The 21,693-nt window shown below is 64.3% G+C and carries 18 protein-coding genes and 1 other RNA gene; 5 read left to right on the top strand and 14 right to left on the bottom strand.

The genetic code is table 11. From position 1 onward, the window contains the following. Positions 1–62 precede the first annotated feature (62 nt). A complete protein-coding gene (locus tag B1526_RS08065) occupies positions 63–1,208 on the top strand; it encodes a glycosyltransferase family 4 protein (protein ID WP_095615530.1) in 1,146 nt (381 codons plus the stop codon). 13 nt (positions 1,209–1,221) lie between these two features. Here the strand turns inward: B1526_RS08065 and B1526_RS08060 are convergent, their stop codons facing one another. From B1526_RS08060 to B1526_RS08050, 3 genes are all read right to left on the bottom strand, one after another. Next, entirely contained in the window at positions 1,222–3,546 is a 2,325-nt protein-coding gene (locus B1526_RS08060) for a DNA gyrase/topoisomerase IV subunit B (RefSeq protein WP_095615599.1), read from the bottom strand. 147 nt (positions 3,547–3,693) lie between these two features. Next, positions 3,694–5,136, bottom strand: coding sequence for an RNA polymerase sigma factor (locus tag B1526_RS08055; RefSeq protein ID WP_095615529.1), 1,443 nt, complete (start codon positions 5,134–5,136; stop codon positions 3,694–3,696). A 163-nt stretch (positions 5,137–5,299) separates the two neighbouring features. Further along, complete coding sequence (locus B1526_RS08050; protein WP_133088525.1) at positions 5,300–6,019, bottom strand: DUF4192 family protein; 720 nt, start codon at positions 6,017–6,019, stop codon at positions 5,300–5,302. A 243-nt stretch (positions 6,020–6,262) separates the two neighbouring features. Here B1526_RS08050 and B1526_RS08045 point away from each other — a divergent pair, with 243 nt between their 5' ends. Then, on the top strand, positions 6,263–7,351 hold the full coding sequence (locus B1526_RS08045) for a polyprenyl synthetase family protein (RefSeq protein ID WP_095615527.1): 1,089 nt from the start codon (positions 6,263–6,265) through the stop codon (positions 7,349–7,351). A gap of 88 nt (positions 7,352–7,439) precedes the next feature. Further along, entirely contained in the window at positions 7,440–9,719 is a 2,280-nt protein-coding gene (locus B1526_RS08040; protein WP_095615526.1) for a Stk1 family PASTA domain-containing Ser/Thr kinase, read from the top strand. Between the two features lie 104 nt (positions 9,720–9,823). Here the strand turns inward: B1526_RS08040 and B1526_RS08035 are convergent, their stop codons facing one another. Beyond that, the gene (locus B1526_RS08035) at positions 9,824–10,543 is read right to left on the bottom strand and encodes a lysophospholipid acyltransferase family protein (RefSeq protein ID WP_095615525.1); all 720 of its coding nucleotides are present in this window, start codon (positions 10,541–10,543) and stop codon (positions 9,824–9,826) included. Between the two features lie 48 nt (positions 10,544–10,591). Between B1526_RS08035 and B1526_RS08030 the strand changes: the two genes are divergently transcribed. Continuing rightward, positions 10,592–11,128, top strand: a complete 537-nt coding sequence (locus tag B1526_RS08030) for a hypothetical protein (RefSeq protein WP_095615524.1) — start codon at positions 10,592–10,594, stop codon at positions 11,126–11,128. A 44-nt stretch (positions 11,129–11,172) separates the two neighbouring features. Here B1526_RS08030 and trpD read toward each other — a convergent pair whose 3' ends face one another. The 4 genes from trpD to hpf all read right to left on the bottom strand — a co-directional run bounded on the left by trpD (position 11,173) and on the right by hpf (position 16,552). Further along, on the bottom strand, positions 11,173–12,222 hold the full coding sequence (gene trpD, locus B1526_RS08025) for an anthranilate phosphoribosyltransferase (protein ID WP_095615523.1): 1,050 nt from the start codon (positions 12,220–12,222) through the stop codon (positions 11,173–11,175). Further along, positions 12,192–12,674, bottom strand: coding sequence for a hypothetical protein (locus B1526_RS09345; protein WP_133088523.1), 483 nt, complete (start codon positions 12,672–12,674; stop codon positions 12,192–12,194). Before B1526_RS09345 ends, trpD begins: the two co-directional genes overlap by 31 nt. Beyond that, positions 12,671–15,604, bottom strand: coding sequence for a preprotein translocase subunit SecA (secA, locus tag B1526_RS08020; protein ID WP_095615522.1), 2,934 nt, complete (start codon positions 15,602–15,604; stop codon positions 12,671–12,673). Before secA ends, B1526_RS09345 begins: the two co-directional genes overlap by 4 nt. 261 nt (positions 15,605–15,865) lie before the next feature. Further along, positions 15,866–16,552, bottom strand: coding sequence for a ribosome hibernation-promoting factor, HPF/YfiA family (gene hpf, locus B1526_RS08015; protein WP_095615521.1), 687 nt, complete (start codon positions 16,550–16,552; stop codon positions 15,866–15,868). A 194-nt stretch (positions 16,553–16,746) separates the two neighbouring features. Here hpf and rnpB point away from each other — a divergent pair. Beyond that, an RNA gene (gene rnpB / locus B1526_RS08010) (RNase P RNA component class A) lies at positions 16,747–17,106 on the top strand. Here rnpB and B1526_RS08005 read toward each other — a convergent pair. From B1526_RS08005 to pgsA, 6 genes are all read right to left on the bottom strand, one after another. Next, positions 17,100–17,837 carry a regulatory protein RecX gene (locus tag B1526_RS08005; protein WP_095615520.1) on the bottom strand — a complete coding sequence of 246 codons (738 nt, stop codon included), beginning with the start codon at positions 17,835–17,837 and terminating at the stop codon, positions 17,100–17,102. The two genes, rnpB and B1526_RS08005, sit on opposite strands and share 7 nt — an antisense overlap. Further along, positions 17,834–18,979 (bottom strand): recombinase RecA, encoded by a 1,146-nt coding sequence (recA, locus tag B1526_RS08000; RefSeq protein WP_095615519.1) that lies wholly within the window; start codon positions 18,977–18,979, stop codon positions 17,834–17,836. Before recA ends, B1526_RS08005 begins: the two co-directional genes overlap by 4 nt. A gap of 270 nt (positions 18,980–19,249) precedes the next feature. After that, entirely contained in the window at positions 19,250–19,489 is a 240-nt protein-coding gene (locus B1526_RS07995) for a DUF3046 domain-containing protein (protein WP_095615518.1), read from the bottom strand. Between the two features lie 178 nt (positions 19,490–19,667). Beyond that, the gene (locus tag B1526_RS07990; RefSeq protein ID WP_095615598.1) at positions 19,668–20,183 is read right to left on the bottom strand and encodes a helix-turn-helix domain-containing protein; all 516 of its coding nucleotides are present in this window, start codon (positions 20,181–20,183) and stop codon (positions 19,668–19,670) included. 60 nt (positions 20,184–20,243) lie between these two features. Further along, complete coding sequence (locus tag B1526_RS07985) at positions 20,244–20,834, bottom strand: CinA family protein (RefSeq protein ID WP_095615517.1); 591 nt, start codon at positions 20,832–20,834, stop codon at positions 20,244–20,246. Between the two features lie 150 nt (positions 20,835–20,984). Beyond that, complete coding sequence (pgsA, locus tag B1526_RS07980; RefSeq protein WP_162287960.1) at positions 20,985–21,689, bottom strand: CDP-diacylglycerol--glycerol-3-phosphate 3-phosphatidyltransferase; 705 nt, start codon at positions 21,687–21,689, stop codon at positions 20,985–20,987. Positions 21,690–21,693 lie beyond the last annotated feature (4 nt).

Genomic DNA, 21,693 nt, shown 5'->3' with positions numbered 1-21,693 from the left:
CGGCGGTGACACGCCGGACCCGGACCGTGGTCCCGTCGTTTTGCGGCGATAGACTGGCGGCTATGCCTTTGACCATTGGATTCGTCTTCGATGACACGCTTGACGTGCTTGACGGCGTGCAGCAGCATATCGTCACGCTCGGCCGTGAGCTGAGCCGCCGTGGCCATGACGTGCATTACCTCGTCGGTGAGACGCATGATTCCCCGGTGCCGAACACGCATCCGCTCTCCAGGAACGTCATGGTGCGCTTCAACGGCAACCGAATGCGCATCCCGCTTCCGGCGAACCGTGCGCGCATCCGCGAGACACTCGCCGACCATGATTTCGACATCCTGCATGTGCAGGCCCCGTACAGCCCATTCATGGCCGGGCAGGTGCTCTCGCTCGCCGCGCCGTCCACAGGCATCGTCGCGACGTACCATATCGCGTCCGCGGACATGCTGTCACGCATCGGGGGACGCGCGCTCGGCCTTGTCAACGCGCCGACGCACAGGCGCGTCGATGAGGTCATCGCCGTCTCTCAGGTCGCCGCGCAGTATGCCGCATCGACCGCGCACGTGCGCGGCGTCGTCATCCCGAACCCGGTCGATGTCGCACGGTTCGCGGATGAGCCGGGCCCCGTCTGCGCCCGTACACGGCGCGACGGCCCCCTCGTGGTGTTCCTCGGCCGCTTCGTGCCGCGCAAAGGCGCCGAACTGCTGCTTGACGCGATCGCATACGGCGAGGCGCACGGCCTGTTCCCCGAAGGGTTCCATGTCGCATTCGCCGGCAAGGGGCCGCTCCTTGACGCATGCCGCCGGCGTGCCGAGACGCTGCGCACACCGGTCGAGTTCCTCGGCTTCGTCGAGGAGGAGGACAAGCCGGCGCTGCTTGCGGCCGCCGACATCGCTGTGTTCCCCGCGACGGGCGGCGAATCCTTCGGCATCGTGCTGCTTGAGGCGATCGCATCCGGGTCCGGTGTGACGCTCGCCGGCGACAATCCCGGCTACCGTTCGACGCTCCTCGGCGATGGGGACGCGCTCTTCGACGTCGGCACCGACCATGCGCGCGCACTCGCCGAACGCATCCACCGTGCGCTCACGGACAAGGCATGGGCGCACGCGCTGCATATGCGCGAACGTGCGCTCCTCGGACGCTATGATGTGCGGACGGTCGCCGACGAGGTCGAGGACGTCTACAGGCGCGCGATCGCGGACCGCAACCGCTGACGCCTTCCCCCGGTCATGTGTCGATCTTCGAACGGTCGAAATCGTCGGCGTTGTCGACGATGAACTGGCGGCGCGGCGGCACCTCGTCCCCCATGAGCAGACTGAAGACGCCGCTCGCACGCTCGGCGTCCTCCATGCGGATGCGGCGCAGCAGCCTCGTGCGCGGGTCCATCGTCGTGTCGGCGAGCTGGTTCGCGTCCATCTCGCCAAGGCCCTTGTAGCGTTGGATGTCGTCGGCGTATCCGATGTGGTCACGGTCGAGCTGGGCGAGCCTGCCGGCGAGCTCATCGTCGGAATAGGTGTAGATGTATTCGCCTTTGCGCGCGCCCGTGAGCGCGATCCTGTGCAGCGGCGGCACGGCGGCGTACACGTGCCCTGCCTCGATGAGCGGACGCATGTACCTATAGAACAACGTGAGCAGCAACGTGCGGATGTGCGCGCCGTCGACGTCGGCGTCGGTCATCATGATGACCTTGTTGTACCGTGCCTGCTCAAGGTCGAACGACGCGCCCGACCCCGCGCCGACCACTTGGATGATCGCCGCGCATTCCTTGTTCGACAGCATTTGCGCAAGCGACGCCTTCTGCACGTTGAGGATCTTGCCACGGATCGGCAGCAATGCCTGGAACGCCGAGTTGCGCGCCGCCTTCGCGGTGCCGAGCGCCGAATCGCCCTCGACGATGAACAGTTCGGCGATGTCGTCGTTGCCCGGCTGGCAATCCGAAAGCTTCGGCGGCATCGACGCCGATTCGAGCGCGGTCTTGCGGCGCGCGACCTCCTTCGTCTTGCGCGCCTGGATGCGCGCGTGCATCTCTCCGACGATCTTCTCGAGCACGCGTGCCGACTGCTCCTTGTACCCACGTTTCGCACCGGTGATCATCTCGGCGAACTGTTTGTCGGTTATGCGCGTGACGACCGGTTTGACGGGCGCGGTGCCGAGCACGTCCTTCGTCTGCCCCTGGAACTGCGGTTCGGCGATACGCACGGTGACGACAGCGACGAGGCCCGCGAGGATGTCGTCTCGTTCGACCTTCATCTTCGCGTCCTTGAGATTGACCTTGAGCTTGCGCGCGTTGTCCTCGACGGCCTTGCGCACCTGCCTCGTGATGGCGTTGAGGAAGCCGTCGACGTGCATGCCGCCACCGGGCGTCGCGACGACGTTGACGAAGCTGCGGACCGTCGTGTCGTATCCGTTGACCCACCGCATCGCGATGTCGACGTCGCATGTGCGCGTGATGTCCTGCGCATGCAGGTCGCCATGGTCGTCGACGGCCTGCGTCTCCTCATGGTACGTGCCCTGCCCCTCGATCCTCCAGATGTTCGAGACGGGTTCGCCGTTCGACAGGAAGTCGACGAAGTCGACGACGCCTCCCGTATGGCAGAACTCCTCGACCCTGCGGTGGCCGGGCGTCGCGTGCTGCCGCTGCGGCGCGATCTGCGCCTCAAGCGTCGTCTGCACGCCCGACGCTGCCTCCTGCTGCGCGTTCTCGGCCTGTGTGCGCACGATTGCGTCCGCGGCCGCGTCCTCGGATGCCGCCGCCGCATCGTCGTCGGTTTCGACCTGTGCGCTTTGCGCGGTGGCCACGTCCGTTTCGCGCAGTTCGTCGGCCGATGCGTCGCCCGTTTCCTCGATGTGCTCGTCGACGACGGTGATCTTGAGGCCCGGCACAAGGAAGCTCGTCTGCCGTACACGGTCGATGAGCTTGTCGTAGTCGAAGCGCGCCGTGTCGTTGAAGATCTCGGGATCCGCCCAGTAGCGGATGCGTGTGCCGGTCGTCTTCGGCTTGACGTGGCCGATGATGTCGAGTTCGGTCGGCCGGTTCTTACGCGTCTTCTTGAACGGTGCGTCCGGTGACGGATGCGCGGGGTCGGCGTCGGTGTAGACGCCCGGATGCCCTTGATGGAACGCCATATGGTAGGTGTTGCCGTTGCGGTCGACCTCGACGTCGAGCCGTGAACTCAACGCGTTGACGACCGACGAGCCGACGCCGTGCAGGCCGCCCGCCGCGTTGTATGATGCGTTGCCGAACTTCGCGCCCGCATGCAGTTTCGTCAGGACGACCTCGACGCCGGTGAGTTTCGTCTTCGGTTCGACGTCGACCGGGATGCCGCGCCCGTTGTCGGCGACTTCGACCGAGCCGTCCTTGTGCAACGTGACGGTGATATGCGTGCACGCGCCGGCGAGCGCCTCGTCGACGGCGTTGTCGATGATCTCCCACAGGCAGTGCATGAGACCTTGGGTGTCGGTCGTGCCGATGTACATGCCCGGGCGTTTGCGCACCGCGTCGAGTCCTTCGAGGACCGTCAACGAGTCGGCGCCGTAGTCTTTCTTCGCCATCTGTATGCCGTCTTCCTGGAAATCCGTCCGGCCGTGCAGGCCGTTCACCGTGCTGTCATGCAAAAGAGAGCGGAGCCGCGGGGCTCACGCTCTCTGCCGCTGCCGCCCGTTCCCGGGCGGCGTCGTTGTCCGTGCTCGACCGCGCCGTCACTGGTCGAGGAAGTCGCGCAGCGTCTGCGAACGCGAGGGGTGGCGCAGCTTCGACATCGTCTTCGATTCGATCTGGCGGATGCGTTCACGTGTCACGCCGTAGACGCGGCCGATGTCGTCGAGCGTCTTCGGCTGGCCGTCCTCGAGCCCGTAGCGCATCTTGATGACGCCTGCCTCGCGTGGCGAGAGCGTCTCGAGCACCTGGCGGAACTGCTCCTGGAGGAGCGAGAACGCGACGGCGTCGGACGGCGCGATCGCGTCGGTGTCCTCGATGAGGTCCCCGAACTCCGAATCGCCGTCCTCGCCAAGCGGCGTGTGCAGCGAAATCGGCTCGCGTCCGTACTTCTGCACCTCCTGGACCTTCTCGACCGGCATGTCGAGCTCACGTGCAAGCTCGTCCGGCGTCGGTTCGCGGCCGAGGTCCTGCAGCATCTGGCGCTGGACGCGCGAAAGCTTGTTGATGACCTCGACCATGTGCACGGGCACACGGATCGTGCGCGCCTGGTCGGCCATCGCGCGCGTGATCGCCTGGCGGATCCACCATGTCGCGTATGTCGAGAACTTGAAGCCTTTCTTCCAGTCGAACTTCTCGACGGCGCGGATGAGGCCGAGGTTGCCTTCCTGGATGAGGTCGAGGAAGAGCATGCCGCGGCCCGTGTACCGCTTCGCGAGCGAGACGACGAGCCTCAGGTTCGCTTCGAGCAGGTGGTCCTTCGCCTTCTTGCCGTCCGCCGCGGCCCATTTGAGCTCACGACGACGTTTGAAGTCGAGTTTGTCGCCTTCGGTGTCGAGCAGGTGCTGCGCGTACAGGCCCGCCTCGATGCGTTCGGAGAGGTCGACCTCCTGTTCCGCGTTGAGGAGCGAGACGCGTCCGATCTGCTTGAGGTAGTCCTTGACCGGGTCGGCGGTCGCGCCCGTCGTGACGACGCGGCGCTTCGGGTTCGTGCCCGTCGGCGCGAGCGTCTCGTCGTCGTCGTCGTCGCGCACGACGAACGCGCCCTTCTCCTTGGGCGCCTCGGGCTTCGACTCCTCTTCGTCCTCGTCGTCCTCTTCGGGTTCCGATTCCGATTCCTCATCGTCGTCCTCGTCGACATCGTCGTTGTCGACGTCGTCAAGGTCGTCGTCGTCGAGGTTCAACGTGTCCTCGTCGATCTGTTCGTCGTCCTCGTCGAGCATGACGTCCTCATCATCCTCGGCGTGTGTCTGCTGTGGCTCCGTGTCCTTCGCGGCCTTCTTCTTCGCCGCGTGCCTGCGCGGCTGTTTCGTGGCCTCGGTCTGTTCGGACGCGGTCTGCTTCGTCGTGCGCTTGCGGCCGCCCGATTGGGCGGTCGTGCTTTTGCGCGTACGCTTCGCGGTGCCTTTCGTGGTGGCGTCATCGACGCTGGAGGTGCCGTTGTCTTCCGACTTGTCCGTAGTGTTCGCCGTTCGCTTCGTGGCCAAACTGTTCCTCCTGCTCGCTCATGGTCATGCGACCTGTCCCGTACGCCCTTGGAGTGCAAGGGCATAGTACTGGCAAAGGCAAGTCGCGCACTAAGTGAGTTAACCATGTCGCGGGGACGATTATTCCACGCCATCGGCCGCGGATGCATGCCACGGGCCGCCGTCATGAGCGCACCGCGATCCACTGCGGCACGACGCCGTGCATGAGCGCCGTGAGGACGATGCCGGCGAGGCGCATCCCCCCGTCGAACGTGATCGACCGCACGGCCGTCTCGACCGCGCGGGCGTCGCCTACCCACCACATCCCGTAGGCGGCGACGGCGAGCGGATGCGCCGCATACCGGTCGGGCACGATCTGCGCGGCGCGTTCGCATATCTCGATGCCCCGCATGATGCGCTCGACGTCGGGTCTCGCGTCCGCCTTGAACGCCGCGTTGAGCTCATGTTCCATCGCCGAGGCGTTGCCGCGCTCGTGCGGATGCACGGCGAACCCCTCGTAATCATCGGGTGTGGATCGTCCCGGCGCCCCGACGAGCGTCATGATGAACGCGTCACGCGACGACAGCGAATCGGTCATCAGCACGGCGAGCGCGCACAACCCCTCCGCGTCGCAATCGAAGGGGTCGAAATCGTCGTCGTCAAGCCATGCGAGCCAAGCGGCGCATACGCTCGCGAAGGCGTCGTGCGTCGCCTGGGCGGGCCCCTCCTCACGGCATGCGCGCATGTACCGCTCATGTATCTCGTCGCACCGCACGACGTCTCGCTCGTCGATGACCCTGTCCTCGGCGTCGTCGAATCCGTCGACGGGGATGAACATCGGCGCCCCGGAATGTTCCGTCCGCGTCTGCACGGCGTCCCCGTGCCCGGTCATGTCCTCCATCATCCATTCCTCGCTTTCCGTTCATTGTTTCTGGACATTGCTCACATCCGGTCCGTCTGTCCGGATGTCCTTCCACTGTCGCGCGTCCGTTCCGTCCACGTCCAGCCGGACTGGGGTATGTGTACGGACGGTACCGTTATCCACAATTCGCGCACGGTGGAACGCCTGGTATGGGCCGCCGAACGAATCGCGGCCGACGTCATTCGAACATCGTGATTGTCGCAACACTGTGGATGAATGGCAGCTATGAGTCCCTCGACACCTCTGCAGCAGATCGAATCGCGAATCGGCGCGCTTGTGCGCGAATATGCGGGGATCGCCCGGCAGGTCGACATTCCACCGGAGCTCGACCACACGCTCGACACGACGATCGAACAGGCCGTCGTCTCAAGCGAAGGAGGCAAACGTCTGCGCGCATTGCTCGCCCTTGAGGCCTATGCACTGCTCTCGCCGGACGCGGACGAGGCGCAACGCGACGCGATGCTCGACATCGCGTGCGCGATCGAGGTGTTCCAGACGGCGGCGCTCGTCCATGACGACATCATCGACGATGCCGACCTACGGCGCGGCAAACCCTCGGCCCACCGCGCGCTCGAGCGCGCGACGCACAGCGAGACGATCGGCCGGGGTCTCGGCGTCATGCTCGGCGACCTGCTCGCGACGGCATGCACGGCGATCATGGACGACGCAAGCCAGAGGCTCGACATCCCCCAGTCACGCAACCTGCGGCGCACGTTCATCACGATGCACCATGAAGTGGAGATCGGCCAGGTCCTCGACCTCGCGATCGAACGCATGCCGCTGAACAATCCGGACAGGCTCGGCAAAGCGTCCTACGAGGTGTTCCGGTGGAAGACCGCGAGCTATACGACGATCGCGCCGCTCGAACTTGCGTTCCTCGCGTCCGGCATGGACACGGACACCGCCGCGCATCATGCCGTCGCGATCGGCTGGCCGCTCGGCGTCGCGTTCCAGCTCGCCGACGACCTCATCGACGTCATCGGCACATCGAAGACGACCGGCAAACCGGTCGGCGGCGACATTCGCGAAGGCAAACGCACCGTGCTGCTCTCGGATGCGTTGCGCGCGGCGTCGCCGAAGGAGGAACGCGAACTCGCGCGCATCTATGCGAAGCGCAAACGCGGGGCCTCGGACATCGCGCGCGTGACGGCGCTCTTCCGTTCGACGGGCGCGATCGACCGTTCGTATGCGCGTATCAGCGAGATGTGGGACCGCACGACGGACGCGATCGGCGCGATGGGCCTCGATGCGGACGCGGAAGCGCGCCTGCGCGCGATATGCGCGCGTTTCATCCCTCAAGCGGCGCGCGCATGAGCAGCACACCACCATGTAAAATGACCTCGTCGCCGGCCGCGTCTGGCCGCACATCATCATTTCGGGTAAGGAACACGACGGATCAAGCATGAGTGAAGCGCAGGATATGCCACAGGACAGGCTCGTCGATGGTCGGTACCGCATCGTGCGCAAAATCGCGGACGGCGGCATGGCGACCGTTTACCAGGCGGTCGATGTCAGGCTCGGCCGCGACGTCGCGATCAAGATCATGCACCAGCAGCTCGCGCAGGGCCCCTACCGCGACCAGTTCATCGCGAGGTTCCACCGCGAGGCGAACGCGGCCGCGTCAATCGCGAGCCCCTACATCGTGCAGGTCTACGACACGGGCGAGCATGACGGCCTCGACTACCTCGTCATGGAATACGTCAAAGGCGTCAACCTGCGCGCCGAAATGCAGCACAAGCGCACATTCAGCGTGCGCGAGACGCTGCGCGTCGTGTCCGAGACGCTCAGCGGCCTCGCCGCGGCGCATGCCGCGCAGGTCGTGCACCGCGACATCAAACCGGAGAACATCCTCATTAACAACCGTGGACGCGTGCAGATCACCGATTTCGGCCTCGCGAAGGCGATCTCGCAGGCGACGCTCTCGTCGACGGGCATGCTCCTCGGCACGGCGGCGTACCTGGCCCCCGAGATGATCAGCGACAATGAGGCGCTGCCACAAGGCGACTGCTATTCGGTCGGCATCATGGCATGGGAGATGCTCACGGGACGTGTGCCGTTCCAGACGGACAACCCGGTGACGATGGTCTTCAAACACGTCAATGAGAACGTGCCGTCGGTCGCGACCGTATGCACCGGCATCGACCCGCGCGTCGCGCGCTTCATCACGAGCCTGACAAACCGGGACATCGCCGACCGCCCGGCGGACGCGTCGGTCGCGCTCGACCGGCTGCAGGAGCTCATGCGCACGTTGCCGCCCGAATCGCTGCGCTACCGGTACGACCCGTCGGCACAGCCCACGGCGACGACGGCGATGCCGATGGCGGCCGTCGCCGCGAACGCCGCGGCCACGCAACACCCCGACACCCAACCCGCCAATAATGCACAACCCACCGGCGCACACGCCGCACAGGACGACGGCGGACAGCCATCCGTGCCGCCGACGCACGCGGCCGCGGACATCGCGCGCGTCCAAGGCAACACACCCGCATCGCCGGACGGCCCCTCCTCGTCGTCCATATCCGGCCGGCAGCCGCAGCCGGACATGACGACCTCGGGGACGGTGCCGCGCTCACAATCCGGATCGGCCCCGCGCGGCAATGACGAGCCGACGAACATGCTTGCGCGTCCGATGACATACGGTGGGCACCCCACGGACGGCATGCCGTTCGCCGGCGACGATGCGCCGACGGCGATGCAACCGAAGAAGCGGCGCCATACCGGCCTCATCATCGGCATCATCGCGTTCGTCGCCATACTCGCCGCAGGTGGCGGCACCGCCGCATGGTGGTACTACGCTGGGCCCGGCAGCTACAACACGATGCCGAAGCCGGAAGGGCTCACATGCGAGCAGAACGCGCCGTGTAAGATCACCGGCGTCCCATGGAAATCATATGAAAGTGCACTCAACGTCTCGAACATCAAATATGCGGTGAGCAAGGCGTACAGCGATGATGTCGCGGAAGGCGACGTCATCTCGACCGACCCGGCGTATGTCGACGCGCATGTGAGCAAACGCGGCGAACAGCGGGTCAAAGTCGTCGTCTCGCTCGGCGTGCGCCACGTGACGATCCCCGAGGACATCAAGTCGTCGGACGATCCGCTCGCCGCGCTCAAACAGGCGGGCATCGAACACATCGAGCACTCCGATGACACCGACGAATGGTCGCTCGACGTGCCGCAGGGCATGGTCATCAGCATCACGCCGGATCCGGGCGCGACAATCGCGCACAACGAGACCGTCGACGTCGTGCTGTCGAAGGGCCCAATGCCGGTGCAGATGCCCGACCTGATCGGACAGACGGAGGACTACGCGAAGAAGACGCTCGAAGACGACAAGCTCGAAGTCACGTTCAACGAGGAGTTCAGCGACAGCGTCGCCGCGGGCCATGTCCTGTACACATCCCAGGACGCAGGCTCGACGCTGCATTGGGGCGACGCGGTCACCGTGACGCTCTCAAAGGGTCCTGAGACCGTGAAGATGCCGGACGTCGTTGATAAATCACCCGAAGACGCGCAGAAGGCAATTGAGGCACTTGGTCTTAAGGTCAAAGTTGAGAAGATCTTCCCTCAGAATCCAATCCGCTTGAATCGCGTGTATAGCCAGGATCCGAAGGCAGGCTCCGACGTGCCGAAGCGCACGAAGGATGGCGATCCGACAACGGTCACGATCCAGGTACTCTGAATACGGCGAAGCGACATCAGCGCATATGGAAGGAGCCGGGGGCGGCCGATCATGGGCGCCCCCGGCTCATTCCATACCGGTCTCCTGGCAGCCGCCACAGACCGCTACTCGTGGTCGATGCCCTGCACCGCCTCAATCGCCGCCTGCTCTTGCTGCATCTGCTTCTTGACGACCTGCGCGTATTCGGGCACATATTCCTGTCCGCTCATCTCTTCGATGCGGCGTGTGACCTCGTCGGTGAGCGCGCGCAGCATCTCATGTGTGACCTTGTCGGCAGGCGTCTTCGCGACGTTGATCGGCTCGCCGTAGATGACCTTGCTCACTCCTTTGCCCGGGACGACCTGTCCCGGCTTCTGCAATTCGCGCGAACCTATGATCGCGGCCGGCACGATCGGGCAACCGGTCTCGAACGCGAGGCGCGCGGCACCGGTATGGCCCTTGTAGAGGCGTCCGTCCGGGCTGCGCGTGCCTTCGATGTGGATGCCGAACAGCTCGCCGTCCTCGATGATCTCACGCGCATGTTCAAGCGCTCCGAGCGACTTCGAACCTCCTGAACGGTCGACCGGGAACACACCCACTGATGTGAACCACCATTTCTTGAACCGGCCTTTGATGCCTTTGCCTTCGAAGTATTCGGCCTTGCCCATGAAATGGATCATGCGCGGGCATGTGAGCGGCAGCAATGCGTCGTCGATGACGGCAAGGTGGTTCGCGGCGATGATCGCGCCGCCTTCATGCGGGATGTGCTCGAGGCCCTCGGCCGTCGGATGGAAGCGGTGCCGTGCGATCGGCCCGAGTGTCTTGACGAAAAACCGGTACAGCATCCGAAGTCTCCTTACGCGCTTCACATTCCGCTTGCTACAGTAGTGACCATGACCGACCTCAACAATAGCAGCAACGACGGCGACGCGCGCCATGCGGGCGCACAGGGTGAACCGCATGCGGATGATTGGCAGCGGTTCCTCGACGACCATGCGGACGATCTCGGGGATGTCGCGCGCTCGCGCACGGCGAAGAAGTTCGACCGCCATGCCAAACGTGAGGAGAAGAAGACGGTGCTCACCGTCGACGACCTGTCCGCCGAGGCGTTCACAAACGCCGGGCGGGGGCCGCGCGACTACAGGAGCAGCTGGCTCGACACCGACGATGTGCTCGACCGTGACGGCAGCGGCTTCCACGCGCCGAACCCGTCCTTACGCGGCATCCGCACATCGAAGCTCATATGCGCCGCGATCCTCACGCTCGGTGTCGCGGCCATCATCGTCGCAGCGTGCTTCCCGCGCATCGTCGGCGTCATCGGCCTGCTCGGCGCGTTGTGTGTCCTCATCGGCGCCGGCGGACTCATCGCGCAGCATGAGGGACGCGATGTCATCCACGACGACGATTCGGACAACGGCGCACGTGTCTGACGATGCCGGGGCGGCGGAAGGTTCCCGCCGCCCCGGCATCGTGTTCAGGCGTTGCTCTTCGCGACGGCGATCCATTCGTCAAGAAGCGCCTGCGCCTTGCCTTCATCGACGGTACGTTCGGCGATTGCGTACGCCTCACGGAACCGTTCGGCGAATGGCGCGTCGGCATCGATAAGCGAGCCGTCCGCGACGATCGCCGACGCGGCGTTGAGGAGCGCCGTCGTGCGGAACGGCACATCCTTGCCGGCGAACAGGTCGCGCGCGGCCTGCGCGTTGTAGTCGGGTTCGCCGCCACGCAGGTCGTCGAGCGTGACCTTCGCAAGGCCAAGTTCCTCAATCGGGTCGAACGTCGTCTCGACGACGTCGCCGTCCTTGAACTCCCAGATCGAGATGGGTCCGGTCGGCGCCATCTCGTCAAGCCCCTCCTTCGACGTGTAGACCATGCCGCTCTGTCCGTTCGCCGCGTAGACGGCGGCCATGACCGGACTCATCGCGCGGTTCGCACAGCCGATCGCGACATGCTTCGGATTCGCCGGGTTCGTGAGCGGACCGAGGACATTGAACACGCACGGCACGCCGAGTGCGGCGCGCACGGGGCCGACGAAGCGCATCGCCGGATGGAACGTGCGCGCGAACGCGAACGTGATACCCACTTCGTCGCCGATCTCGGCGACCGCCTCCGGCGTGAGGTCGAGCGGCAGCCCAAGCGCCTCAAGGCAGTCCGCGGCGCCGCATTTCGAGCTTGCGGCACGGTTGCCGTGCTTCGCGATCATGACGCCCGCGGCGGCGGCGATCACGGCACCCATCGTCGACAGGTTGACGGTGTGCGCGCCGTCGCCGCCCGTGCCGACGATGTCGGTGCATTCACGCGCGACGCGCAGCGGCACGGCATGCGAGACCATCGCCTTCGCGGCGCCGGCGACCTCGCCGGCCGTCAATCCCAGCTGCTGCTGCGTCGCGAGCACGGCGCCGACGGCGGCCGGTTCGGCGTTGCCCTGCATGAGGTCGTCGACGAACCATTCGGATTCCTCCGCGGTCAGATGCTCGCCCTTCACGAGCTTCGTCAGGATCGTTTTCCATGTGATGTCGGCCATGACCTCTCCTCATCGGTATCGTGCAATGCACCGACCAGTCTAGGAAGGGCGTGCAACGAACCTGTTTCGATTCCCGCATCATGGGCACCCGCCTTCGGGGATTGCCCACACACACAATCGGGGCGACGCATTGCCGACACGACCGATGGAGGGGCCATGCCGCGCACGATCCTGTTGTCCGATGACGCCGCCGTCTTCGATGGGGTGACCGTCCGTTTCCCGATGTCCGCCGCCGAACTCACCGCCGCGCTCGGCGGTGCAGCGGCCATCCATTGTATTTCATCAGCGACCGTGACGACTTCAGCGCGCTTCATGTCATCCGCTGGAGCGATGAAGGCCACGGCATCAGCGTGCGGCCACGGTGATGACAACGGCGGGGGCGCCGCGACCGTTGTCGTCGCGGCGCCCCCGCCGTTGTCATGTCCCGACCAGTCGATGGCGGTTGCCGTCACCGCTCGTTCTGTCCGTGGCAGACCTTGTACTTGCGCCCCGAACCGCACGGGCACTGCGCGTTCCTCGGCGTGCCCGGGAATGTGCGTCCGTCGGCCCACGGCGTCTTGAGCTCCTCGTTCTTCGGGCGCTTGTTCGCCGGGACCTTACCCTCGGCGTGCGAGATCGGCGCAGGTCCGACGATGCCGTGCGTCTCGTCGTCGGCATCGTCGATCTCCTCGACCTCCTCCTTGACCTCGTCGCCGAGCGCGACCGCGGTCTCATCGGCGGTGTCGTCGTACTTCGACGGTTCCTCGGGCTCGACGATGCGCACCGCATCGGCGTCACGCTCGTCGACGTCGACGTCCTCGCCCATCGCGTTCTCGGCCTCGTCGACGACCTGGTCGTCGACGACGTCCTGCGCCATGTCCTCATGGTCCTGCGTCTGCGCGACCGAATCGACGTCGACATGGAACAGCAGCTGGATGGACTCCTCCTTGATCGCCTCGATCATCGAGTTGTACATCTGGTAGCCTTCGCGCTGGTATTCGACGAGCGGGTCACGCTGACCCATGCCACGCAGACCGATGCCGTCCTTGAGGTAATCCATCTCATAGAGATGCTCGCGCCACTTGCGGTCGAGCACGGCGAGCACGACACGGCGTTCGAGGGTGCGCAGGCCTTCGGCGCCGAGCTTGTCCTCGAACTTCGCGTACTGGTCCTGCGCGTCGTTGACGAAGAGGTCGACGACGGCGTCGACGGCCTTCTCGCCCTTGAGGCCTTCGGCCGCTTCCTTGGCCTCGTCCTCGGTCACCTTCGTCGGGAAGAGCTCGCGCATGGCCTTGAACATGCCGTCCCAATCCCAGTCCTTCGGCTTGTCGGAGCCACGCTTCGCGCCGGTCACATAGCTCGTGACGGTGTCCTTGATGAAGCGTTCGATGTCCTCGTGGATGTCCTCGCCCTTGAGCACCGCCTGGCGCTCGGAGTAGATGACGGTACGCTGCTTGTTCATCACATCGTCGTACTTGAGGACGTTCTTGCGGATCTCGAAGTTGCGCGATTCGACGGCCTTCTGCGCGTTGCGCACGCCCTTCGAGACGGCCTTCGATTCGATTGGCTCGCCTTCGGGCATGCCCTTCGCCATGACACGGGCAACGAGCTGCGTGTTGAACAGGCGCATAAGGTCGTCCTCGAGGCTCAGATAGAAGCGCGATTCACCCGGATCGCCCTGACGGCCGGAACGGCCGCGCAGCTGGTTGTCGATACGGCGCGATTCGTGGCGTTCGGTGCCGAGCACGTACAGGCCGCCGAGTTCGACGACTTCCTCATGCTCGTCCTTGACCTGCTCCTTGATCTGCTTGAGCGTCTCCGGCCACAGCTTCTCGTACTCCTCCGGCGTGTCTTCCGGCGAATAGCCTTCCTCCTTGAGCTTCGCGTCGGCGAGGAACTCGACGTTGCCGCCGAGCATGATGTCGGTGCCTCGTCCGGCCATGTTCGTCGCGACGGTCACGGCGCCCTTGCGGCCCGCGACGGCGACGACGGCCGCTTCCTTCTCATGCTGCTTCGCGTTGAGCACCTTGTGCGGGATCTCGACGACATCGAGCAGCGAGGAGACGACTTCCGACGCCTCGACGGACGCGGTGCCGAGCAGGACCGGCTGTCCCTTCTTATGGCGTTCCGAGACGTCCTTGACAATCGCGGCGAGCTTCTCCTTCTTCGTGCGGAAGATCAGATCGTCCTTGTCCTGGCGGATCATCGGGCGGTTCGTCGGGATCGGCAGCACACCGAGCTTGTAGGTGCCCATGAACTCGGCCGCCTCGGTCTCGGCGGTACCGGTCATGCCCGCGAGCTTGTCGTACATGCGGAAGTAGTTCTGCAGCGTGATCGTCGCGAAGGTCTGGTTCTCGGCCTTGACCTCGACATTCTCCTTCGCCTCGATCGCCTGGTGCAGGCCTTCGTTGTACCGGCGGCCCGGCAGGATGCGGCCGGTGTGCTCGTCGACGATGAGGACCTCACCGCCGGTGACGACGTAGTCGCGGTCGCGCAGGAACAGTTCCTTCGCCTTGATCGCGTTGTTGAGGTAGCCGATGAGCGCGGTGTTGCTCGGCTCATAGAGGTTGTCGATGCCGAGGTAGTCCTCGATCTTCGTGATGCCGGGGTCGAGGATGCCGACGGTCTTCTTCTTCTCGTCGACCTCATAGTCCTCGTCGCGCACGAGTTTGAGCACGAGCTTCGCGAATTGGCGGTACCAACGCGTCACGTCGCCTTCGGCGGGGCCCGAGATGATGAGCGGCGTACGCGCCTCATCAATGAGGATCGAGTCGACCTCGTCGACGATCGCGTAATGGTGGCCGCGCTGCACGAGCTCGTTCTTCTCCCACGCCATGTTGTCACGCAGGTAATCGAAGCCGAACTCGTTGTTCGTGCCGTAGGTGATGTCCGCGTTGTACTGCTTGCGGCGCTCCGGCGGCTTCTGTCCGGTGACGATGCAGCCGACGCTCATGCCGAGGAAACGGTAGATGCGGCCCATGAGCTCGCTCTGGTAGCTCGCGAGGTAGTCGTTGACGGTGATGACGTGCACGCCCTTGCCTTCGAGCGCGTTGAGGTAGCTCGGCAGCGTCGCGACGAGCGTCTTGCCTTCACCGGTCTTCATTTCGGCGATGTTGCCCCAATGCAGCGCCGCGCCGCCCATGAGCTGGACGTCGAAATGGCGCTGGCCGAGCGTGCGCTTCGAGACCTCGCGCACCGTGGCGAACGCTTCCGCCATGATGTCGTCGAGCGTCGCACCGTTCGCGAGCTTCTCCTTGAACTTCGCGGTCTGACCTTTGAGCTCCTCGTCGCTCAGCGCCGAGATCTGGTCCTCGAGTGCGTTGACTTCCTTGGCCACGTTCTCGAGACGCTTGATTTGGCGGCCTTCGCCCATGCGAAGCGCTTTGCCTACAATGTCTACCAATGTCACTCCCTTGGTGAGATGGTTCCGTGCGATAACATCTTCAACAATAGCGGTCGACGCGATTTTGTTCCTCGTTTTTCGACCTAATTACGTAATTTTCTCATATTCCGCTACAAGACATCCACAAACCTACACCGCAAGATACTCCGCGCCACGACTGGGCACGGCAAAGCCGAGGGGCCGGCCGCCTCCATCGGCTAACCGGCCCCTCGGCCATATGGCGGTCGGACAACCGCCGTCCCCTATCGCGAAACTGGGCGCTCAGGCCTTCTTCGCTTCCTCGGCCTTCTTGATGTTCTCCGGGGTGTCGATCTCGAAGACGCCGTAGCTCCAGCCATGGCGGTGGTAGACGACCGACGGGCGCATCGTGTCCTTGTTGACGAACAGGAAGAAGTCGTGGCCGATGAGCTCCATCTCATAGAGTGCCTCATCGATGCTCATCGGTTCGGCGACGTGCAGCTTGCGGCGGATGACGATCGGCGTATCGCCGACATGCACCTCGATCGCCTCGCCCGGGCCGAGGTCGGACGCGACGGCGGCGGCCGGGCTGTTGGCGTCCGCGGCGTCGCCCATGATATCCTCTTCCTCCTCGGACGGCGGGACGAACTCACCCGCATCGACCGGGAGCGGCGTGTAGTTCTTGCGGTGATCCTTGCGGCGATCACGTGCACGACGCAGACGCAGCGTGAGCTTGTCGAGCGCCAGGTCGAGCGCGCTGATCTCGTCGAGGCTCGAAGCCTCGGCGCGGATGACGGTCGCTCCGGCGATGACGGTGAGCTCGACACGCATCGCGGTGTCGTGCATACGCGGATTACCCTCATGCGACAGCACGACCTGGACGCGCTGCGCATCAGGGGCGATTGCGGTCACACGATTCATCTTGCTTTCGACGACGTCACGGAACTTCTGCTTGATCTGAATGTGACGGCCGGTAATCACGATATCCATGTGGACCTCCCTAGACTCAAGCGGCTGTTCGCCGCTATATACGGACCGAGACGGCGATGCCGCCGTCCGGATATCACTCATTGTAACCGACGACATGCGGGAAAATGCGGTAACGCTGCTGGTTTAATTCTTTTTTCCATGCGACGCCCACACGATGCGGCCGATTGTCGGACACGGTGTTAGAATACTACGGTTGAGACCTCTTGATGGCCGCGACCACATTCGTTGGTTGAGGAACTTCCGGGCTCCGCAGAGCACGATGGCGGATAACGTCCGCCCAGGGTGACCTGAGAGATAGCGCAGCAGAAAACAGACCGCCCGTCTTCGGACAGGTAAGGGTGAAACGGCGGTGTAAGAGACCACCGGGCCGCTGGCAACAGCCGGCCGCATGGCAAGCCTCATCGGGAGCAAGGCCAAGCAGAAGGCGTTTGAGGGCTGCTCGTCCAATGCCTTCGGGTAGGCTGCTGGAGCCTGACGGCGACGTCAGGTCGAGATGGATGGCCATCCGTGCCCATTGGGCACGACAGAACCCGGGGTATAAGGGGTCTCACTTTCCTTCTTCCCCCTCGGTGCCATGCCGTTGGAACAACACATCGCTGACATCGCGCAACACCGCCGGATCATGACCTTTGCGTCCTCCTGCGCTCCAGAACCGTCGTTTCGCCGTCTGCGGATCCTTGCCACGTGTCCGGCTCGCGACATGGCGCCCGAGTTCCCATGCGGCATCGTCGAAGACTCCTTCGACCGCCGCTTCGTCCGCGATGCGCCGCGCAAGTGCGTCGTCGACGCCTTTGCGCGTCATCTCGAGGATCGCGCCACGCTTGCCCATCATGCGGTTCACGCACGCGCGCACGACCGACCTGGCGTATTCCTCGTCGTCAAGGAGCCGCAATTCGACGAGACGGTCGATGACGGCTCCGATGACGTCGTCGGCATACCCGCGTTCGGCGAGTTTGCCGCGTAGGCCGCCCGAGGAGCGCGGCGCCGCGTCGAGCAGCCGCAGCGCCGCCTCCTTGCACGCCTCCCCGTCGCGGGGGTCCTCCGCAGGCGTATAGGCGAAGCCTCCAGAGGCACGCTTGCCCGGCCCCAGGCCGTTCCGGCGCTTCCCGGCACGCCGTGCGCCACGCGCGAAGCGCACGACGTCGCCATCACGGGATGCGCCGAACGCGCCGACGGATTGACGCGGGCCCCGTGTCGTACCGTCGGCATCCACGGCATCCGGCGCCCCGTCATCGCGTACGGGGGACGCCGGATGCGCGGCGAGGAAATCCTCGGCGGAGATCATTGGCCGTTCTTCCCATTCGGGGTCTCGGTCGCGGCGATGTCCTCGGATTCGATCGTCGACTCGACCTCCTCCCCTTGTGCGAACGTGTCCTCAGGCGCGTCGATGAGACCATAGGCGACCTTGACCTTGTTCTCGATCTCATCGACGATCTGCGGGTTGTCTTTGAGGAACCTGCGCACGTTCTCACGCCCCTGCCCGAGCTGGTCGCCCTCATAGGTGAACCACGAACCGGATTTCTTGACGATGTCCGTCTGGAGCGCCATGTCGAGCACGGAGCCTTCGCGCGAGATACCCTCGCCATAGAGGACGTCGAACTCCGCCGATTTGAACGGCGGCGCCATCTTGTTCTTGACGACCTTGACCTTCGTGCGGTTGCCGACCGCGTCATCGCCATTCTTGAGTGTCTGGATGCGGCGGATGTCCATGCGCACCGATGAATAGAACTTGAGCGCCTTGCCGCCCGTCGTCGTCTCGGGGCTGCCGAAGAAAACACCGATCTTCTCACGCAGCTGGTTGATGAAGATCGCCGTCGTGTTCGCCTGCGCGAGCGCGCCCGTCATCTTGCGCAGCGCCTGACTCATAAGCCTCGCCTGCAGGCCGACATGGCTGTCGCCCATATCGCCTTCGATCTCCGCTTTCGGCACGAGCGCCGCGACGGAGTCGATGACGATGACGTCGAGCGCGCCGGAGCGGATGAGCATATCGGCGATCTCAAGCGCCTGTTCGCCGTTGTCGGGCTGCGAGACGATGAGCGAATCGGTGTCGACGCCCAGATTGCGCGCATAGACCGGGTCGAGCGCATGCTCGGCGTCGATGAACGCCGCCACGCCACCGTTCTTCTGCGCGTTCGCGACGACATGGAGCGCGAGCGTCGTCTTGCCGGACGATTCCGGTCCATAGATCTCGACGATGCGTCCACGCGGCAATCCGCCGATGCCGAGCGCCATATCGAGCGCGAGCGAGCCGGTCGGGATGACCTCGACATCCTGTTCGGGCTTGTCCCCCAAACGCATCGCCGACCCTTTGCCGAAGCTCTTCTCGACCTGTTTGAGCGCGTTCTTGAGCGCTTCCTGACGCCTCGGGTCCACATTCGGTCCGAAGCTCATGTCCTGTTCGGGTTCCTTGGCCTTCGCCGCTGCCATCGCAGCCCTCCTTGTGTCTTGACGTTTCCTACGGTGCCTTCGTCAGCCTGCGGCGTGTGCCGCATGGCTGACCTCCACGGTATCCGGCATCGCGGCCCGGCGCCAAGCCGGGCCAGCCCATGTGTACGGACGGTACCGTTATCCACATTTCGCCGAGCGCGCACATCCCGCGCCCGCCGTACTGAATGACCATCATACCCGATGATGCGAACATTTGTTCGAATGACGACGGCGTGTCGGCGGCTCACTCCGGCGCATACGGTCATACGGTCAATGGAAGTCGACCGGAAGTGGCGGAGCGACATGGTCCTTCCCCCACCGCCGCGTGTCCGGCACCTCCATCTGGTCGCACAGCACGTTCCATACGACGCGAGGCTCCGCACCGTCGCCGAGCGCCTCGACGACGGTGCGGCCGCCGAGTTTCGTCAGTTGCTGATCGTGGGCGAGCGCACGGCCGTAGCTGCGCCCGAACACTTCCTCGAGCAGTTCCCAGAATTCACGTTCACGCATACCGTGTCACTCTACACCTTCGCATCTCGCCGAAGCCGCATGCTCCATGCCAAGCCGCAGCACGGCACTTCGCGCATACGGCCCCAACAATGAGAATGGGGACGCCCTCAACGGGCGCCCCCATTCGTGGTCGGACGCTTGCGGCCCATCCCATGGGCATCGCGTCGTATATGTCGGTTCAGGCATCCACGGAGTCAAGGTAGTCGGCGACCATGCGCAGCATCTGGGATGTGCTCAGGCCGAGCGACTCGGAAATGGACGCGAGCAGCTCGGAGCTCGCCTCCTTCTGGCCGCGCTCCACCTCGGATAGGTATCCAAGGGAAACACCGGCCTTCTCGCTGACCTCGCGCAGGGTCTTGTGGTCATGCGTGCGCAGGTCGCGCAGCACATGGCCGATGGCCTCGCGCAAGGACACCTCCTTGACCTCTCCCATCGTCTCACGCTTGCGGATGACGGCACGTGGCTTCGCGGTTTCGGCGTCTTCCTCCTGCCACATGCGTACGAGCGCCGCCTGGCGCTCATCCTTGGCCCTCTTGGCCGCACGTGCACGAAGCACCTGCTGCTGCGCGAACATGACGGCGCGGCGCTGTGCCGGCGTCAGCTCCCGCATGCGTGCCGTTCCGGTGCGAGACGGAGTGGACGCCTCGACCTTCTTGACCTCGGTCTGTCCTTCGGTGAAAGTCATCATATCCATATCCATGGCAATCACACTCCTTTCCTTTTCGACAGTGTTCGTCGATTCCAGTATCAGGAATTATTCCTGTGAAGAACCTGTGAGTTGGCTCAGGTTTTCCAGAACACAGCCCACTGTTTGCTGTCTAATAATGTCTCTGGAACCTTGCAAATCCAACTGTAGTGCATAATGTGAAGATTGTGTGGGGAAATATGTATTTTGAGGAAGCGACACGCCGATATAGACTAGGCCGGCCGGTTTGTCGCCATCGGGCCCGGGTCCCGCGACGCCCGTCGTCGACAGCCCGATTACCCCTGAGCGATATTCCGGTTGGCTGAAGAGTTGAGCCGTGAGCGTCGCCATCTGTCTGGCGACTTCGGGGTCCACGGCGCCATGAGACCGTAATAATTCCGCGTCCACGCCGAGCACCTTCGCCTTCGCCCGGATGTCATAGGTCACGGCCGAGCCGAGGAACACACGCGACGCCCCCGGGATCCTGACGAAGGCATCCGCGAGGAGCCCCCCGGTAAGCGATTCAGCGCATGCGATCTTCATGCCGCGCGCCGCGCACCATGGCAGGATCGACGACGCCTTCGCGTCGCAATAGCGGCGCAGATCGTCTGCGTCATGCAGGTCGCGGGGATTGGCGGATTCGATATCGGACTGTGCCATGGTTCACTCTTTTCGTGGGGCTTCGCGTGTCATGTGGATTGCGGCTGCATATGGCGACGCCGGCATCCGCAACACCATATGGATGGGGCGGGTGCCGGCGTCGTGGGAAGGAAGGCGGCGTCGCGCATGTATGGCACGGCGTGTGCTTTTTCACCGTCCGCCGTGCGGGGCCATGGCATCACCATCCTGTTGGCGCGATGCGGCACCCTTCTTGGATTTCGATGCGTTGAGCACGGCGCTCACATATTGCCATCCGGAATACAGACACAGAATGAGTGAGAAGTAGATGAGCGTATAGGTGATGACGAAATAGACCGTGAGCCACAACGGATGTGCGCCGGCCGGCACGAACGACCACACCGGCAGAAGCAGCAACCCAAGGCCGAGGCACTGCGTGAGCGTTTTGTATTTGCCGAGCTGCGACGCGGCGATGACATGGCCGTCGTGGTCGATGACGGAGAACCGCATGACGGTGATGCCGATCTCACGGATGAGGAAAAGCGCCGTGACGACCCAACCGAGCCACGTGATGCCGAATTCGTTGAGGCATGCGGCGACGATGAGCGTACCGAGCGTGAGCAGTTTGTCGGCGATCGGGTCCATGAGCTTGCCGAGCTCGGTCACCTGATGGTATTTGCGTGCCATCCACCCGTCGATCTTATCAGTCGACGCAGCGATGATGAAGATGACCGCGGCCGCCCAACGCATGCCGATGTTGCGCGACCCCCATTGCCCGGCGCCGATGTACAGGCCGAGGAACACGACAACGAGGATGATGCGGGAGAACGTGACGAGATTCGGCGGCGTGTTCCACCCGTCCCACAATGACGAACGATTGCTGCTTCGCTTTTCCATGACG

This window comes from Bifidobacterium criceti (genome assembly GCF_002286935.1).
Classification (GTDB): Bacteria; Actinomycetota; Actinomycetes; order Actinomycetales; family Bifidobacteriaceae; genus Bifidobacterium; species Bifidobacterium criceti.
The sequence above is the reverse complement of the archived record's forward strand: the minus strand, read 5'-3'. Positions and strand labels throughout refer to the sequence as shown.